Origin of the sequence: Marinobacterium sp. xm-m-383 (assembly GCF_013283255.1) — a bacterium.
GTDB lineage: Bacteria > Pseudomonadota > Gammaproteobacteria > Pseudomonadales > Balneatricaceae > Marinobacterium_E.
Genome location: NZ_WBYT01000001.1, coordinates 285,222 through 301,466, shown reverse-complemented (window position 1 = coordinate 301,466; position 16,245 = coordinate 285,222). Strand labels below are relative to the sequence as shown.

Below are 16,245 nucleotides of genomic sequence, written 5' to 3'. Positions count from 1 at the left end.
AACTTAAGAGTTCAACTCAAAATCGCGCACATCAACGAAGTGGCCTGTAATCGCAGCAGCCGCCGCCATTGCTGGGCTCACTAGATGGGTACGACCACCGAAGCCCTGACGGCCTTCGAAGTTACGGTTAGAGGTTGATGCACAGTGCTCACCATTACCCAACTTATCTGGGTTCATCGCAAGACACATTGAACAGCCCGGTTCACGCCACTCAAGACCCGCTTCAACAAAGATCTTATCCAAACCTTCCGCTTCTGCCTGCGCTTTTACAAGACCAGAACCAGGAACAACAAGCGCCTGCTTCACTGTGCTTGCAACCTTACGGCCTTTAACAACTGCAGCGGCAGCGCGCATATCTTCGATACGGCTGTTAGTACAAGAACCGATAAAGACACGATCAAGTTTGATATCGGTAATCGCCTGGTCCGCGTTCAAGCCCATGTACTCAAGCGCACGAGTAATAGAGTTCGCTTCATCTGCATCTTTAGCGTTCGCTGGATTTGGCACAGTGCCATCGACAGCAACCACCATCTCTGGCGAGGTACCCCAAGTCACCTGAGGTTTGATATCAGCGGCGTTGATCTCAACGACCTTATCGAACTGAGCATCATCATCAGAGACTAGATTTTTCCAGTTTGCTACAGCCGCTTCCCACTGATCCGCAGTTGGTGAGAATGGACGACCTTTAAAGTACTCAATCGTCTTATCATCAACCGCTACAAGACCTACACGAGCACCCGCTTCGATCGCCATGTTACAGATAGTCATACGACCCTCAACAGAGAGCGAGCGTATTGCAGAACCACCAAACTCCATCGCATAGCCTGTACCACCAGCCGTACCGATAACACCGATTACATGAAGTACAACGTCTTTAGCGGTGACGCCAACACCAAGATCACCGTCTACTTTAATCAGAAGGTTCTTCATCTTCTTAGCGATCAGACACTGAGTCGCAAGAACGTGCTCAACCTCAGAAGTACCAATACCATGCGCTAGCGCACCGAAAGCACCGTGGGTAGAGGTATGCGAGTCACCACAGACAACGGTAGAACCTGGCAGAGTCATACCCTGCTCTGGGCCTACAACGTGAACGATACCCTGACGCTCATCAAGCATCTTGAACTCAACAATGCCGTACTCGTCACAGTTCTCATCCAGTGTTTTTACCTGAATACGAGAAACGGGATCGACAATTTGATCGACGCCGCCAGCTCGTTCAGTGGTGGGTACGTTGTGATCAGGCGTCGCTAGGTTAGCATCGATACGCCAAGGTTTGCGACCCGCCATACGCAGGCCCTCAAAAGCCTGAGGTGAAGTGACCTCATGAAGAATTTGACGATCGATGTAGATTAATGAACTGCCATCATCGTTCTGACGCACCAAATGGGCATCCCATAATTTGTCATAAAGTGTTTTACCAGCCATCTCTCTCTCCTGGTTGGTGACCTATCCGTAAGGATTTAAAAGTGTCTAAATTTTATCCACACCTCTTTCAATAGACAAACTCTTATTATTTATAATTTCCATTCCAAATAAGAATAGTTAAATTATTTTTAAAAAAATTAATCTTTTTTTTGTAAAGTTCAAAATATGGTCTACATTTCATTGGTAACACATAAAAAAAACAGATTAACTTTTCCTAAGAAGGGACTCTTATCCATGCTTGTACTTACACGTAACGTCGGCGAAAAATTGATTATTGATGGCAACATTGAAGTAATGGTGGTTGAAGCAGGTGGCGGCAGTGTTCGTCTCGGCATAGAAGCACCAAAAGATGTGCACATCGTTCGCGAAGAGCTACTAGAAGAAGACGAATCCTGAGATAAGTCTTTGATCAAAAAGCACCCTCTGTGGTGCTTTTTTTATGCCTATTTCAACCGCTCTCTTGTAAGCTTAGGCTTATGGATACCTCTACCCTACAGGCTTTTGTTGAAACCGCTCAGCTAGGCAGTTTCTCCCAAGCATCACAGCGACTGTTTATAACTCAATCAGCAGTCAGCAAACGCGTGGCTCAGCTAGAAGAGCAGGTTGGAGCTCGGCTGTTTGATCGAATTGGTCGAACCATAGCATTGACCGATGCCGCTAAAGCACTGCTCCCCCAGGCACGTCGCATTCTGGCGGAGTTAGAAGACGCCAAGCGCGTCGTTGAAAATATAAAGGGTGATATCTCAGGTCGCCTGTCGGTCGCAGCAAGCCACCATATTAGCCTTCACCGACTTCCCAACACACTGCGCACCTTCACCACCCAATTCCCTGACGTAGAGCTAGATCTGCGCTTTTATGAGTCAGAAGTGGCTTATGAGGCGGTATTGCATGGTGACATTGAACTGGCACTGATCACACTCTCGCCAGAGTCAGACCCACGTCTCCACTCAGAAGTATTGTGGTTAGATCGACTCTTTTACTGTGTCTCCAACGACCACCCTATCGCTAAACATGGCTCAACCGATTTTGAAACGTTGAACCAGTATCCAGGTATTCTGCCAGCACCTAATACCTTCACCTCTCTGATTGTGCACGAACAGTTAGCCCAGCGAGGTCTAACACCCAATTTAGGTATCAGCACCAACTACCTTGATACCATTCGTATGATGGTCAGTGTTGGTTTAGGCTGGAGCCTACTTCCAGAGTCGATGATTGATAACAGCCTGCATAAGGTGGTGATCGACAGTGACGCCATTGAACGCCCACTTGGGTTTATCTACCACCGTGACAGAACACTCTCTAATGCGGCGGGTAAACTGCTCAATCTACTAAAAGAGGATGCGCAGAAGGGTTCATAACTGAATCAGGGTGAATTACTATGATTCAAAGAGTAAATAAGGGCTTAGCGTGAACCATCCGCTTCTAGATCAGTTCAATCAATGGCTGCAGCAGTTCGAGCAGACGGGATCTGTTATCGATACCACTCGTTTAAATGAGTGGAACCATCTAATGGATCAGTTCCAAACGCACCCTGAACAACTCTCTAGTAATCATGCCCAGTGGATCAAAACGCTTGCTCAAAACTCCAAAGCGATGATGAGTGTGGTTGAAGCACTGCAGGATCAAGCGACCGACTCCAGCGAGCAACTGAAAAAGCTAAGAGAAGAGTTGCACCAATTCAACGTCCAACTTCTTCTGCAACAGGCGAGTTTGCCACAGCAGATGGCACCGCTCTTGTTCACTCACACCCACTTATCGACCATGTTTAATGAGGAGCAACTCGCTAAATTTGAGCAGTTAAAATCCTCATTGAACACTCCTCAGTTTGAAAAACTTAACCAACTGATTGAATCCTTTATGCAGTGGCAGCAAGCAGGCCAAACACTGACCGAAGAGATGAATCAGATTACTGAGTTGGCAACGCAGACCTGGCAAGAGCAATTCGATGACTCACTCTCTGCCAAGGATCAGATTGAGCTCTGGGGTAAGATCTACGACAACACCTACCAGGTTCAATTCCAAGAGCCATCGATGCAGCTAGCGCAAAGCGGGTGGCTGAATGGATGGGCCGATCTAAAACTTTCTTGGAAACAACTTCTGACGCAACTGACAGAACAAGCGGGACTCCCCTCACCTGAGCAACTCGATCGCCTGATTGAACAGCTCGATCAACAACGCAGACGCATTCGACAGCTAGAGAAGCGACTCTCTGCCCTAGAATCAGGTGATCACAATGGCTAATCGGCATAACCAAGCCCTGCTCGATTCACAAAAAGAGCTGGCTAAGGCTATGGCGGTACTCAGTGAACTCCCCCCTTTGGAGGATAGCTCACTGAAAGCCGAGGTTGTGTTAACCCTCGATAAGATGAGACTACTGCACTTTAAACAGTCTGGACGACGCAGACAGCCACCGCTGATTATCTGTTACGCGCTGGTTAATCGACCCACTATTCTCGATTTAGCCCCCGATCGCTCTCTGGTTCAGGATTTACGTGCCAAAGGGCGTGATATCTATCTGATCGATTGGGGTTATCCTGATCTGTGTGATCGACATATTGGACTTGATGATTACATTGGCGACTATCTAGATAGCGTCGTACAGTGCGTTATAGAGCGTTCCGGTTTTGAACAGATTGACCTAATGGGCATATGCCAGGGTGGCGTATTCTCTCTCGCTTATGCGAGTTTAAAACCAGAGCGTGTTCGTAAACTGGTCACTTTGGTCACACCCGTGGAAACTGATGTCGAAGGGTTTACCCTTAGCGAAATGGTCCGAGAGACGAACATTGAACAGCTGGTCAAAGCCTATGGAAACCTTCCTGGTCAGTTTCTCAATCAGATCTACGCTGCGCTTAAACCACTGCAACTGGGTGTCGTAAAAGAGATGGGGCTGAGCCGCTCGATTCAAGACGCGACAAGCGCCGAGCTATTCTTACGCATGGAGCAGTGGATCAATGACAGTCCTGATCTAGCAGGCCGGGCCGCTATAGAGTTTGCAGAGACGTTTTTTAAAGGGAATGGACTGATGCAAGGATCATTCTATGTCGACTCCAAAGCCGTAAAACTAACCTCCATTCGATCTCCCATTTTGAATATCTTTGGCACTAAAGACCACTTGGTACCACCTGCCTCAAGCCAAGCGTTACAAACAGCCATTACTCCCAACACCCCCTACCAAGAGCTGGCTCTCCCTGCCGGCCACATCGGCGCCTTCATCAGTGATCGCTGTCGTGGCCAAGTGATTGATGCCATCGAGACGCACTTGAGCCAAAAATAGCAAAAGCACTCATTTTTTCGTAAATCACCAAATACCAGGATTGCAAAAAGGTTCAACACACTGTGGTTTGTTGGTAGACCTTGGCAGAGCTTTGCCATCCAATGATAAAGCCAACCACCCCTGCGGCATGGAAAGCATGTATGGAGCCGGAAGCTGTTTCTCACTGATCGATTGAAACCCCAGTTTGGAGTAAAAATTGGGGTCGCCATAAGTAACCAGAAATGGGTAAGACGCCTCCTTCAACTGCTCGATTGCAAATCTGATTAGATTTTGACCGACCCCCTTACCTTGAGCCTCAGGAATTACAGCCATCGGTGAGAGAAGTAAGCCATGTATTTGATCGGTGTAGATAAACTTCGAGAATAGCACTGCCCCAAGAAGCTGATCATCCTCAAGAGCCATAAAGCACAGGACATCTTCTTCTGGCAGGGTAAATAGATCAGTAACCAGCTCACGAATTAATGCGCCTTCACCCTCACCCTCACCTTCGGATGCGGAAAACGTTGTTAAAAACAGACCCGGAATGTCAGCAGCATCCGACTTAACTCTTTTGATGAAATCCATCATTTGTGACCTACTTTTTTTCTAACATGGTGAGAATATTAGAAGCATTCACTTACAACAAGCCAACGCTAAACGGTACATGACTAATGTGACATATTGAACTTGTTTCAAACTCTGATCGTACATCACAGTGATTTAAAACCCTCACATAGGAGTACTAAGTTGAACCCAGCCCCTCACGAACTGGATATGCTGATAACCAGTATCTTTGTTTTTGCACTGGTTTTGTTCATGGTGTTTGTTGTTTTGAAAGACCTTGTCCTTCCAAGCAAAATGAACAGATTTGGTGTCTTTTTAACAGTAGGCGTTCTACTAACAGCACCTGCGGTTTTCGTTGCGAAAAATATTTACGTGGTTTTCGCTTCATTTAACCTGTAAGGCATTTATCGACCTGCAAAGAACGCACTGTGAAGGTGGATAAAACTCGAGTAACGATGATCTGAAAGATGTAGGTAGTCGGGTTCGCCTTCACAATTTACCAAACAGGTAGACATGTTCGCGTTGCGTCCAGCCTCTAGATCGTATTTGTAATCACCCACCATCATGATGGACGGGTTAGGCAGAGAAAAATTCTTTGCAATTTCATTCAATGCAGTTGGGTCTGGTTTGGGCGCTGAATTTTCACGAGTATACACAAGCGAAATCGGTATGTTGTTTTTCGCAATCTTCTTGTTAGAGGAGAACTCAGAGTTTCGAGTCAAAATAGCGAGAGGCATTCCCGATGTCTGACATTGATCGACAAACTCTTTTGCACCAGGAAGCCATTCAGAAAGTTCTGCATCCTCAACTTCGTGTTGGTGGATAATCGCTTCGGCGTCAGCCCTCTCTGGCAATGAAAGTGTTTCAACAAAACTCAACACATCTACATCAGCTGGACACCCGATATCCAAACGAATTTGATTGAAATCCAGTGTGGATGTCACAAGCGTTCCATCAAGGTCAAAAACAATACCGCGTATATGATTCAATTTAAGAGTCCTCAATTTATGATTTGATTACGTAAATGTTCAGAACAGTGATCAATTCTCAAAGGCCAATAGTGTTAAATACTCCTCAACATTTCCAAAGCTGGCCTATTTTTTGCATTTGTTTATTGATGTTTCCTAATTCCCTACTAGAGTCAATAGATGCGAAACCGACACTTGATAAACCGTCTGATTGAACTGTCAAAAACAGCAGATCATCACGATATTCTGAGTAAGATCACACAGGCTTTCAGCGAAGCCTATTCACCCTCTCTGGTTTTTGTAGGTGTGTTAGTTGATAGCCACGCTGAGCTGATTGAAGGCCATGCCGCTTTTCGTGGGGAGGAGCCTTCTGAACCCTGGGTGTACTGCATGACCGATCAACCCTGTGCACTGGTTTATAAAGGGAAAAAGGTCTCTATACCCTGTGATGTCCAGAAAGACTTCATCAAAAAAGAGGGTTCAGGATTAGAGAGCTTTCTTGGCTTACCGATCAACCACCCCACTGCGGGTACCCTAGCTCACTTTGCCGTCTATGACAGTCAACCCAATCACTTTGATGACATCAAAGAGGAGACCCTCTGCCTCCTTCAAACGCTCATTGAGCGGGAATACTGGCGAATTCATGCGTTGCGTGCAGAACGTGTCGTTGACCTATTCAGCGACCTAGAAATCGGCATTCACCGCACCGAGACTGCAACCGGAAAAATTGTTGAGATAAACCCTTATCTGTCAGAAAAAACAGGGATTAAGATTAATGCTCAACAGGCTGTGCCAATCTGGGAAATGGATCTACTCAGCTCAGAGAACCAGATCAAGAATAGGGTTTTTGACCAAAACTTGTCTCATGAGTCCCTGTATAAGCTAGATGATGATCGTGAGTTCCCTGTTGAAGTGAGAACGATTTGTAACCCAGCGGACAGTCTAATGAATGAACATTGGGTAAGCGTGGTACTGGATCAAACAGAGCGATTAGCCAGAGAGAAAGAGCTCAGACTTGCGTTAGAACAACTCAAAGCTAAACAGGAACAACAAAAACAGTTTTTCGCAGTGGTTGGACATGAATTGCGTACCCCTATTGCATCGATCAACATGCTACTTAAAGATGAATCGATACCCCGCGAAGAGATCGATACCTATTTAAAATCGACTGCCAGCAACTTACTCGATGTTTTAGAAGATCTTCGCTTTATTGGCGAACCAGAAAAACGAGTAGTTCAATTTAAAACAGCAACTCCGGAATCCATTATTCAAGGTGTTTGCGGATCGCTTCATGGACTTCTGCTTCAACGCCAACAGCAATTGACTCTCAGCTTACAAGAGAGCGGTCAATTTGTACTGCCTGTACAAGCCATTCGACAAATCTGCACAAACCTAATCAAGAATGCATCGATTCACAGCGGGGGTCACCAGATTGCTGTCTCTCTGACACATGCAAGCGATCAAAACCTGTTGCAAATCGTTGTTGAAGATGACGGCGTAGGCATCCCTAAAGAAGCATTAGAGGATCTATTAAAGCCATTTAATCGAGGCAAAACAGACGCGGACGGTACAGGACTTGGGTTGTACATCGTAAAAGAGATTGCCAATGCTATTGAGGCTAAATTGGACTACAGCACTTCAGAACTAGGGGGTGCAAAATTCATACTGGAATTTGCCGTTAATGAACCTGAGATTAAAAATTCATCGCAGATAAGAGATTCAATCAACTTTTCAGACATGCGAATTCTGATAGCAGAGGATAATAAGACGCTTCAGCTACTGACCCAAAAGATGTTAAGTAAAGTTGGTGCACATGTAGAGGTTGCTGATAACGGTCGTGATGCGTTGCAGCTTGTAAAAAGAGATAGTTTTGATCTGGTGATTACGGATCTGAACATGCCAGAAATGAATGGCTTAGAACTGATCGAGCAACTCACGAAACAAGATTTCAAAGGGACGATTTTGGGATGCACGGCAGCGATTACGGGTAATGAGACAGAGCAGACGATAATTAAAGGCGCCAAAGAGGTTATCCCCAAGCCGATCTCATTGGATCAGATAGAACAGGCACTTAAGTAACAAAAAGAGAGCAAAAGCTCTCTTTTTTGTCGAATGAGAAACCAAGAAAAGAGCTATTTCTCCTCTTTCTCACCCTCTTGTTTAGCCGTTGGATTGAACATATTCCAGAAGGCCATGTTCTGATCCGTCAATTTGTTCATCATCGTTAATGGATTGGCTGCGCCCATCATCGTCTCCATCTGATCACGGATACGATCTTGGTGCTCTAGGAAGGCGCTGATGCTCTGTTCTAGGTACTGGCTCATCATGCCCTGCATGCTATCACCGTAAAAGCGGATGAGTTGCTGAAGCACCTGATTGGTTAGCAAGGTACCACCCCCATCAGCCTCTTGCTCAGAGATGATTTGCAGGAGAATGTTGCGCGTTAAATCTTGGCCTGTTTTAGAATCCTGAACCTGAAAGGTCTCACCGTTCATTACCAGCTGCTTTACATCTTCTAGGGTAACGTAGCAGCTGCGAGATGTGTCGTAGAGACGGCGGTTTGTATATTTACGAAGAATGCGCACAAAAGTACCTCAACAATTATTTATCGTTCTTATCGCTAGTGTTGCTGGTCATCATTCCGAAGAAAGCCTTTTGCATGGCCTCCATCGAATTTAGGCCTGAATTTAGATAGGGCTGCATTAAAGAGAGAGCGTCATAACCATCTGCGCCATTAAGCATCTGCTGTCTAAACTGTTCAACTAACTCTTTTTGAATTTCGGACACATCGGGTAGACCTAGGGTGCGGCGAAACTCTTCTGGGGTTAAATCAACATCTACACTGATTTTCATAACGATCTCCATGCAGCACTTTTAAGAAGCCTGTAGGCTTGAGCATAACGCGTTTATTTTCGCACTGCAAAAAAACCTTTTTAGCTATTTTGCTGCACTTTTGCCGGCAACTTTCCGAAGGATATCAACAACAGAGCTACGAGACTGGCCGCCGCCGCAAAGATGAAACTAACGCCAGAACCGAAGTGGTGCCAAAGGTAGCCGGCAATGATGGAACCAAACAGACCACCCAAACCAAAGCCGAGACTAGAGTGCAGAGCCTGCGCCCTGCCCTCGCTTCCAGCGGGAAAGAGCTGCTGCACAATACGAATACCACTGGCATGCAGCACCGCAAAACTGGCCGCATGTAGCAGTTGAGAGAGTATGATCATTAACAGTGAGTCAGACAGGGTTGCCATCATTAACCAGCGCAGCACTGCCAGCATTAAACTCGCCATAAAGACACTTACGAGCGAAAAGCGTTGCCACAATTTGTGCAACACAGCGAACATCGCTATCTCAGCCAGAACACCTAAAGACCACAATAAACCTATGGATAAGCCGCTGTACCCCTCTTGTTGCAGCAAGAGCGTGTAAAAACCGTTGTAGGGGCCGTGAGCCAATTGTGCAAAAAAGATCAGCGCAAAGAACTGCATCACTTCAGGACGTCTCATCACCTTTGCAACAGAGACAGATTTGGCTGAATTGATCGGTGCGGCAGCCGGCTTGGGAACCGTCCAGGTTGCAAAGTAGATAGCAATTAATACCACCAACAACCCAATAGGCACCCACTCGATCTGATCGTCTATGAACAACTCACCACCGATCAAGGTAGCCGCTATGAACCCAACGGAGCCCCACAAACGAATTTTCCCATAGCGATCTCGCTTCTCACCTAGATGACTTAAGGTCACTACTTCAAATTGCGGCAAAATCGCATTCCAGAAAAATGAGAAGCAGAGCATCGCAAGCAGCAGCGGCCAAAACCCCTCAATGAACAGCACCGGAATAAAGGCTAATACAGCCAGCAGCGCACCCAGTTTAACAACCCGCATGCGCTCCATATGACGATCGGCCACATAGCCCCAAATGCTGGGAGCATAAAGCCTAGAGAGGTGAAACGCGCCCAACAGGAGTCCAATCTCCTCAGCATTGAAACCTTCATGACTCAGGTAGGGAGCCCAAAAGGGCATCACCACCCCTAACAGCGAGAAGAAGGTGTAGTAGAAAAGCGAAAGTCTCAGCTCAAGGCGCATCGTTAACTACGCTCACCAAGTAAGAGGCGTAGTCCGAACATCAGATAAACAGTTCCACTTAAGCCATCTAAGGCTCTGATCACACCTCTATTGAACAGAAGATGACGGGCTCGATCGACACCTAATACCAAACCACCCTGCCAGACCATGGCAATACAAAAATGGATTAACGCCATCATCAGAGACTGTAGGAGAGGTGAATAGCCCGATACCAGAAATTGCGGTAACAGAGCCATATAGAAGAGTAAGGTTTTCGGGTTTAACAGATTGTTGAGAAAACCTTGGTAGAAGGCCGAGCGTAGAGCGCTTTCATTAGTAGCAGTTTCCAAAATCAATGCGCGTCCTCTGAACAGATCTTTAAACGCTTGCAGTGCAAGATAGATCAAATAGCCTGCTCCTAACATCTGCATGTAAAAGAACAGTGTTTCTGAACTGGCCAGAATGGCAGCCACGCCTAATGCACTCAATGTTCCGTGCACAAACAGCCCCAAGCAGATACCAAGACTGGCTAAAAACCCCTGGCTTCGACTGCCTACAGAGCGTCGCAATACCATCATCGTATCGACACCGGGGGTCAGTGTTAATAGGGTAATGGCCACCAGAAACGCGGCCCAAGGGAAGAGTTCAAGCATTAAAAAAGCCCAGTGCGATAACAAGTTTTCGTTATAACATCTGGGCTTGATGGGAGCTAGTCGATATTAAGAGAAATCGAGCGGACGCTCTCCATTTTCGTCACGGATCCATGTTGGCAGACCCATGTGGTTAAGATGATTCAGGAATGGACGTGGATCCAACTCCTCTACGTTAACCATCGTTTTACAATCCCATTCACCCGTCGCAATCAATAACGCAGCTGCAACCGGTGGAACACCAGCGGTGTAGGAGATACCCTGGCTACCGACCTCATTGTAGGCATCTTTATGGTCAGCAACGTTGTAGATGAACACTTCACGCTCTTGACCATCTTTAGTTCCTTTCACCTGATCACCTATACAGGTCTTACCGGTGTAGTTGGGTGCAAGTGACGCAGGATCTGGAAGACAAGCTTTAACCACTTTAAGAGGGACAACACTCTGCCCTTCAGCCGTTTCGATTGGCTGCTCAGAGAGAAGACCCAGATTCTTTAGAACCGTGAATACGGTGATGTAACGTTCCCCAAAGCCCATCCAGAAACGTACATTAGGACAACCTAGGTTGGCTGATAGAGAGTGGATCTCATCGTGACCCGTCATGTAGCTTGTGCGCTCACCCACCACAGGCAGATCGTCAGTACGACTGATCTCAAACATCTGGTTGGTTTGCCACTGATTGTTCTGCCAAGAGTAGACACGTCCGGTAAACTCACGGAAGTTGATCTCAGGGTCGAAGTTGGTGGCGAACCAGTGACCGTGATCGCCCGCATTGATGTCGATAATGTCGACTGACTCGAGCGTATCGAAGTACTCATTTTTAGCCAGTGCCGCATAAGCGTTTACGACACCTGGATCAAAGCCACAGCCCAAAATAGCCGTGGTGCCTGTCTCTTTACAGCGCTCGCGACGTTTCCACTCGTAGTTACCGTACCAAGGTGGGTTTTCACAAATCTTAAGTGGGTCTTCGTGAATAGCGGTGTCTAGGTAAGCGACACCCGTTTCAATACAGGCTTCAAGTACCGACATATTGACGAAGGCTGAACCGACATTAAGCACGATCTCAGAGCCCGTCGCTTTGATCAATGCATCCGTCGCGGCTGTATCCATTGCATCCAGTGCATGAGCCGTTAACTTGCCATCCACCTTCATTGCACCCTTCTCGTGGATGCTGTCGATGATCGCGTCACACTTCGATTTGGTTCTTGAAGCGATCGCTATATCACCGAGGATATCGTTGTGTTGGGCGCATTTATGCGCCACCACCTGGGCAACACCACCGCCGCCAATAATTAGTACATTCTTTTTCATAAGATCGCGCACTCCGATGCGTTACTTAACACTATTAAGAGAGGTTATCGACAAAGTCCTGATAACCAAATTCACGAACAAGTTTGATCGAACCATCAAACTCTTTAATGGCTATAGAGGGCATTTTCACACCATTGAACCAGTTTTTCTTAACCATGGTGTAGCCACCCGCATCCTCTATTGAGAGTCGATCACCGGCTTTAAGCTCATGATTAAAATTAAACTCACCAAAAATATCGCCTGCCAAGCAAGACTTACCGCACAGTTGATAGCTGTACTCACCATCACAAGGTGACATACGAGCGTCCTCTCGATAGATCAAAAGATCGAGCATATGCGCTTCAATCGAGCTATCAACAATCGCTAGGTGCTTACCGTTGTAGAGTGTATCTAATACCGATACTTCGAGCGTTGTGCTCTTGGTAATGGCCGCTTCACCAGGCTCTAAATAGACCTGAACACCATAGGTTTCAGAGAAGGACTTCAAACGCTGACAGAATTGATCAAGCGGATAATCATCCCCGGTAAAGTGGATACCACCCCCTAGACTGATCCATTTCATTTTGGCAATCAGGTGGCCAAAGCGCGCTTCGATATCACTGAGCATGGCACTGAAACGCTCAAAATCGCCATTTTCACAATTGTTGTGGAACATGAAACCGGAAATTTTATCGACTACCGTTTCGATACGCTCAGGGTCCCATTCACCCAGGCGGCTATACGGACGTGCTGGATCGGCAATGATGAACTCAGAGGTTGAAATACCCGGATTCACGCGCAAGCCACGCGTCTTGTCACGGCTCTGCTCTTCAAAGCGTTCAAACTGATTGATGGTGTTGAAGATGATCTTGTCACAGTTAGCGAGCACCTCCTCAATCTCATGATCGTCATAGGCGACCGAGTAGGCGTGTGTTTCACCTGGAAACTTGTCATGACCTAATTTAACTTCATAGAGTGAGGATGATGTAGTACCGTCCATATACTGCGACATTTGATCAAACACGGACCAGGTCGCGAAGCATTTCAGTGCAAGCAGTGATTTAGCACCCGAATGCTCACGTACGTAGGCGATCTTCTCCAGGTTCTTTTGGAGTTTCGATCGATCGATAAGGTAGTAAGGCGTTTTCAACATATGAGCAAATAATCAAGTTAATAGGGTGACAGGCTGAAAGCCAGTCACCGGTACACTCAGTTAACTACGGAGTCGCCGTGACTGGCTTAAGCCTGTCACCGACAGTACCAGCAACTCCATAAATTATGGATAAATTTTAAAGCTGACCCAGCACCGGCGTATCAACCGATACATCCGCATTTTGGCCGCGATGACGCAGCAGATGATCAACCAAAGTCAGAGCCATCATCGCTTCTGCAATGGGTGTGGCACGAATACCGACACAGGGGTCATGACGGCCTTTGGTAACCACCTCCACTTCATTACCAAACTTATCAATACTGCGTCCAGGCAGGCGCATGCTTGAGGTTGGCTTAAGCGCGATGTGCGCAATGATATCTTGGCCACTGGAGATACCGCCTAAGATTCCACCCGCGTGATTCGAAAGGAAGCCCTCTTTCGTCATCTCATCGCGATGCTCAGTCCCTTTTTGCGCAACCGATGCAAAACCATCACCAATCTCTACCCCTTTCACGGCATTGATACTCATCAGTGAGTGGGCAAGATCGGCATCCAAGCGATCGAAAATAGGTTCACCCAGCCCGACAGGAACACCCGAAGCAACGACAGAGATCTTAGCGCCCACTGAGTTACCCTCTTTGCGTAACTCGTCCATGTAGACTTCCATTTTTGCTGCAGCATCAGCATCAGGTGAGAAAAAGGGGTTATTACCCACTTCATTCCAATCAAACTGAGTGTGATCAATAGCGATAGGTCCGAGCTGTGACAGGTAGCCACGAATTTCAATGCCCTGCTTCGCTAGTACTTTCTTCGCAATAGCACCGGCTGCTACACGCATCGCAGTCTCACGAGCCGAAGATCGACCACCACCACGGTAGTCACGGATACCGTACTTGTGATGATAGGTGTAGTCGGCGTGAGCAGGACGGAATTGATCTTTGATGTTGCCGTAATCTTTTGAACGTTGATCGGTATTCTCGATCAGCAAACCAATGGATGTACCGGTGGTCTTACCTTCAAAAACCCCAGACAGAATCTTCACTTGGTCTGGTTCGCGACGCTGCGTCGTGTGACGTGAGGTTCCTGGTTTACGACGATCAAGATCCAGCTGAAGATCCTCTTCACACAACTCAATCCCAGGAGGACAGCCATCGACAATGGCACCCAGTGCTGGGCCATGGCTCTCGCCAAAGGTGGTGATTGTGAAAAGCTTTCCGTATGTATTACCGGACATGGTCCTAATCCTTCTGTTTGAGCCGCAGCTCAGTCATTAAATAAATTCTTGGTGTGCACGAAGACTGGGAGCATCAATAACAAAGACACCATTACCGCCCTGATCGAGCTCAACCCATATTAGTGGAAGCTCAGGGTAAGCCTGCATTAGATGCACCTCTGAATTGCCCACTTCCACCACCAGAAGCCCCTGTTCACTCAGATGACGACCCGCCTCTCTCAAGATCCGGCGAGTAATATCCAAACCATCATCACCTGAACCTAACGCCATTTCAGGTTCATGCTGATATTCAGCAGGCATTGAGGCTACATCCGGAGCATCAACGTACGGGGGATTGGTGACGATTAGGTCGTAAACCTCACCTTCTAAATTGTTAAACAGATCACTGTGGACAACGCGCACACGCTCTTCCATCTCATGACGTGCCACATTGATATTAGCCACCGCAAGTGCATCGTCTGATAGATCGGCAAGATCTACCTCAGCTTGATCAAATGCATAAGCACAAGCGATACCGATACAACCACTTCCGGTGCAAAGATCCAGAACGCGCTCTACATCCACATCGCCAAGCCAGGGCTGGAACTGCTGTTCGATCAGCTGTGCGATCGGCGACCGCGGAACCAAGACACGCTCATCAACAGTGAATGGCAGTCCCATAAACCAAGCCTCACCGGTGATGTACGGTAGTGGTTTACGTTGCTGGCAGCGCTGCTGCACAAAATCGATGACACGCTCTCTTTCTGAAGGCAGAAGTTTTGCGTCTAACAGTTCAGCTGAACTATCCCACGGAAGATCCACCGCATTAAACACTAACTGCAGCGCCTCATCCCAAGCGTCTACATGGCCATGACCAAAATAGACTTGGTGACGGTTCATCTCACTGAGTGTCCAGCGAACGTAATCGCGAAGAGTGAGAAGTTGTTCGATCACTGCTTGATCTGAGCTCATGGCTAACCTGATAATATCCGAATCAAAAGTTGCCATAGTTTACCTGTAATCAACATGTCTGATAAGAGTGATAAGATCAGTGATTTCGCTTCTCTAAAGGAGCTTTTTAAGGATGTGACGCCGATTGAGCAGAATCGCGCTGATATTCAACGCCCCGTCAACAAACCCGATGAGGGATCGATTGAATATCGTCGACTGGCGGCCGCCGAAAAAGAGGAGCTTATCGTCGATGGGCTAAACTCTACTCATCACGAATTACTCAGTGCCGAAGAGAGCATTCTTTTTGCAGTACCCGGTGTTCAACTGAAGTTAATCAAACGGATGCAATCGGGTCACTTAGGTTGGGATGCTGGTCTTGATCTGCACGGATTTACCGTCGACCAAGCACGCAACGAGTTGCATCTGTTTATTAGGGATTGTCGTAAGCAGGGCCTCAAATCGATACTGATTGTTCATGGCAAATCCTATACTGACCCTAACAAACCTGCCCTTTTGAAGACTTACGTCAGCGAGTGGCTGCAACAGACAGAGGGCGTGCTAGCGTTCTGCTCTGCTCAGCCAAAAGATGGCGGAACCGGAGCACTCTACCTGCTTCTTAAATCGGATGAGCGTCATAAATCCAATCGGTAAACCTTTACCCAAGGGTGACATTGGCGTATGTTTGCCCGCTTAGTTGTTAACGGG

General features: G+C 47.1%; 17 protein-coding genes. 6 read left to right on the top strand and 11 right to left on the bottom strand.

The genetic code is table 11. The features are described 5' to 3' along the window. Nucleotides 1-3: 3 nt before the first annotated feature. On the bottom strand, nucleotides 4-1,428 hold the full coding sequence (gene leuC / locus XMM383_RS01475; protein WP_173488914.1) for a 3-isopropylmalate dehydratase large subunit: 1,425 nt from the start codon (nucleotides 1,426-1,428) through the stop codon (nucleotides 4-6). Between the two features lie 234 nt (nucleotides 1,429-1,662). On the opposite strand from leuC, the gene XMM383_RS01470 reads away from it, so the two are divergent. The 4 genes from XMM383_RS01470 (at nucleotide 1,663) to XMM383_RS01455 (ending at nucleotide 4,705) form a co-directional block, all read left to right on the top strand. Then, nucleotides 1,663-1,824, top strand: a complete 162-nt coding sequence (locus XMM383_RS01470; protein WP_173480830.1) for a carbon storage regulator — start codon at nucleotides 1,663-1,665, stop codon at nucleotides 1,822-1,824. A gap of 80 nt (nucleotides 1,825-1,904) precedes the next feature. Next, nucleotides 1,905-2,786 carry a LysR family transcriptional regulator gene (locus XMM383_RS01465; protein ID WP_173494409.1) on the top strand — a complete coding sequence of 294 codons (882 nt, stop codon included), beginning with the start codon at nucleotides 1,905-1,907 and terminating at the stop codon, nucleotides 2,784-2,786. Nucleotides 2,787-2,835: 49 nt separating this feature from the next. Beyond that, a complete protein-coding gene (locus tag XMM383_RS01460) occupies nucleotides 2,836-3,669 on the top strand; it encodes a hypothetical protein (protein ID WP_173494408.1) in 834 nt (277 codons plus the stop codon). Then, the gene (locus XMM383_RS01455; RefSeq protein WP_173488916.1) at nucleotides 3,662-4,705 is read left to right on the top strand and encodes an alpha/beta fold hydrolase; all 1,044 of its coding nucleotides are present in this window, start codon (nucleotides 3,662-3,664) and stop codon (nucleotides 4,703-4,705) included. The genes XMM383_RS01460 and XMM383_RS01455 overlap by 8 nt, the downstream gene beginning before the upstream one ends. 24 nt (nucleotides 4,706-4,729) lie before the next feature. On the opposite strand, the gene XMM383_RS01450 is transcribed toward XMM383_RS01455, so the two are convergent. Next, nucleotides 4,730-5,272 carry a GNAT family N-acetyltransferase gene (locus XMM383_RS01450; RefSeq protein WP_173494407.1) on the bottom strand — a complete coding sequence of 181 codons (543 nt, stop codon included), beginning with the start codon at nucleotides 5,270-5,272 and terminating at the stop codon, nucleotides 4,730-4,732. A gap of 380 nt (nucleotides 5,273-5,652) precedes the next feature. Next, nucleotides 5,653-6,237: an HAD family hydrolase gene (locus tag XMM383_RS01445; protein WP_173488918.1), complete on the bottom strand. Its 585-nt coding sequence runs from the start codon at nucleotides 6,235-6,237 to the stop codon at nucleotides 5,653-5,655. Between the two features lie 159 nt (nucleotides 6,238-6,396). Here XMM383_RS01445 and XMM383_RS01440 point away from each other — a divergent pair, with 159 nt between their 5' ends. Beyond that, the gene (locus tag XMM383_RS01440) at nucleotides 6,397-8,295 is read left to right on the top strand and encodes a response regulator (protein WP_173494406.1); all 1,899 of its coding nucleotides are present in this window, start codon (nucleotides 6,397-6,399) and stop codon (nucleotides 8,293-8,295) included. 53 nt (nucleotides 8,296-8,348) lie between these two features. Here the strand turns inward: XMM383_RS01440 and phaR are convergent, their stop codons facing one another. From phaR to prmB, 8 genes are all read right to left on the bottom strand, one after another. Next, on the bottom strand, nucleotides 8,349-8,801 hold the full coding sequence (gene phaR, locus XMM383_RS01435) for a polyhydroxyalkanoate synthesis repressor PhaR (protein WP_173488921.1): 453 nt from the start codon (nucleotides 8,799-8,801) through the stop codon (nucleotides 8,349-8,351). 16 nt (nucleotides 8,802-8,817) lie between these two features. Beyond that, entirely contained in the window at nucleotides 8,818-9,069 is a 252-nt protein-coding gene (locus XMM383_RS01430) for a DUF6489 family protein (protein ID WP_173480824.1), read from the bottom strand. A gap of 80 nt (nucleotides 9,070-9,149) precedes the next feature. Next, nucleotides 9,150-10,304, bottom strand: coding sequence for an MFS transporter (locus XMM383_RS01425; RefSeq protein ID WP_173488922.1), 1,155 nt, complete (start codon nucleotides 10,302-10,304; stop codon nucleotides 9,150-9,152). Between the two features lie 2 nt (nucleotides 10,305-10,306). Beyond that, nucleotides 10,307-10,936, bottom strand: coding sequence for a LysE family translocator (locus XMM383_RS01420; RefSeq protein ID WP_173480822.1), 630 nt, complete (start codon nucleotides 10,934-10,936; stop codon nucleotides 10,307-10,309). A gap of 66 nt (nucleotides 10,937-11,002) precedes the next feature. After that, a complete protein-coding gene (locus tag XMM383_RS01415) occupies nucleotides 11,003-12,244 on the bottom strand; it encodes a saccharopine dehydrogenase family protein (RefSeq protein WP_173494405.1) in 1,242 nt (413 codons plus the stop codon). A 34-nt stretch (nucleotides 12,245-12,278) separates the two neighbouring features. Next, nucleotides 12,279-13,376, bottom strand: a complete 1,098-nt coding sequence (gene nspC, locus XMM383_RS01410) for a carboxynorspermidine decarboxylase (RefSeq protein WP_173488923.1) — start codon at nucleotides 13,374-13,376, stop codon at nucleotides 12,279-12,281. A 136-nt stretch (nucleotides 13,377-13,512) separates the two neighbouring features. Further along, complete coding sequence (gene aroC, locus XMM383_RS01405) at nucleotides 13,513-14,610, bottom strand: chorismate synthase (RefSeq protein WP_173480819.1); 1,098 nt, start codon at nucleotides 14,608-14,610, stop codon at nucleotides 13,513-13,515. A gap of 36 nt (nucleotides 14,611-14,646) precedes the next feature. Further along, on the bottom strand, nucleotides 14,647-15,561 hold the full coding sequence (prmB, locus tag XMM383_RS01400) for a 50S ribosomal protein L3 N(5)-glutamine methyltransferase (RefSeq protein ID WP_173482416.1): 915 nt from the start codon (nucleotides 15,559-15,561) through the stop codon (nucleotides 14,647-14,649). A 54-nt stretch (nucleotides 15,562-15,615) separates the two neighbouring features. On the opposite strand from prmB, the gene XMM383_RS01395 reads away from it, so the two are divergent. Beyond that, on the top strand, nucleotides 15,616-16,191 hold the full coding sequence (locus XMM383_RS01395) for a Smr/MutS family protein (RefSeq protein ID WP_173480817.1): 576 nt from the start codon (nucleotides 15,616-15,618) through the stop codon (nucleotides 16,189-16,191). Nucleotides 16,192-16,245: the final 54 nt, after the last annotated feature.

What these genes read in the sequence shown, in the direction of transcription:
- XMM383_RS01465 (WP_173494409.1), top strand. Translation starts at nt 1,905, where the DNA reads ATGGATACCTCTACCCTACAGGCTTTTGTTGAAACCGCTCAGCTAGGC.
- XMM383_RS01420 (WP_173480822.1), bottom strand. Translation starts at nt 10,936, where the DNA reads ATGCTTGAACTCTTCCCTTGGGCCGCGTTTCTGGTGGCCATTACCCTA.
- XMM383_RS01450 (WP_173494407.1), bottom strand. Translation starts at nt 5,272, where the DNA reads ATGATGGATTTCATCAAAAGAGTTAAGTCGGATGCTGCTGACATTCCG.
- XMM383_RS01470 (WP_173480830.1), top strand. Translation starts at nt 1,663, where the DNA reads ATGCTTGTACTTACACGTAACGTCGGCGAAAAATTGATTATTGATGGC.
- XMM383_RS01455 (WP_173488916.1), top strand. Translation starts at nt 3,662, where the DNA reads ATGGCTAATCGGCATAACCAAGCCCTGCTCGATTCACAAAAAGAGCTG.
- XMM383_RS01415 (WP_173494405.1), bottom strand. Translation starts at nt 12,244, where the DNA reads ATGAAAAAGAATGTACTAATTATTGGCGGCGGTGGTGTTGCCCAGGTG.
- XMM383_RS01440 (WP_173494406.1), top strand. Translation starts at nt 6,397, where the DNA reads ATGCGAAACCGACACTTGATAAACCGTCTGATTGAACTGTCAAAAACA.
- nspC (WP_173488923.1), bottom strand. Translation starts at nt 13,376, where the DNA reads ATGTTGAAAACGCCTTACTACCTTATCGATCGATCGAAACTCCAAAAG.
- XMM383_RS01395 (WP_173480817.1), top strand. Translation starts at nt 15,616, where the DNA reads ATGTCTGATAAGAGTGATAAGATCAGTGATTTCGCTTCTCTAAAGGAG.
- XMM383_RS01425 (WP_173488922.1), bottom strand. Translation starts at nt 10,304, where the DNA reads ATGCGCCTTGAGCTGAGACTTTCGCTTTTCTACTACACCTTCTTCTCG.
- prmB (WP_173482416.1), bottom strand. Translation starts at nt 15,561, where the DNA reads ATGAGCTCAGATCAAGCAGTGATCGAACAACTTCTCACTCTTCGCGAT.
- aroC (WP_173480819.1), bottom strand. Translation starts at nt 14,610, where the DNA reads ATGTCCGGTAATACATACGGAAAGCTTTTCACAATCACCACCTTTGGC.
- XMM383_RS01430 (WP_173480824.1), bottom strand. Translation starts at nt 9,069, where the DNA reads ATGAAAATCAGTGTAGATGTTGATTTAACCCCAGAAGAGTTTCGCCGC.
- leuC (WP_173488914.1), bottom strand. Translation starts at nt 1,428, where the DNA reads ATGGCTGGTAAAACACTTTATGACAAATTATGGGATGCCCATTTGGTG.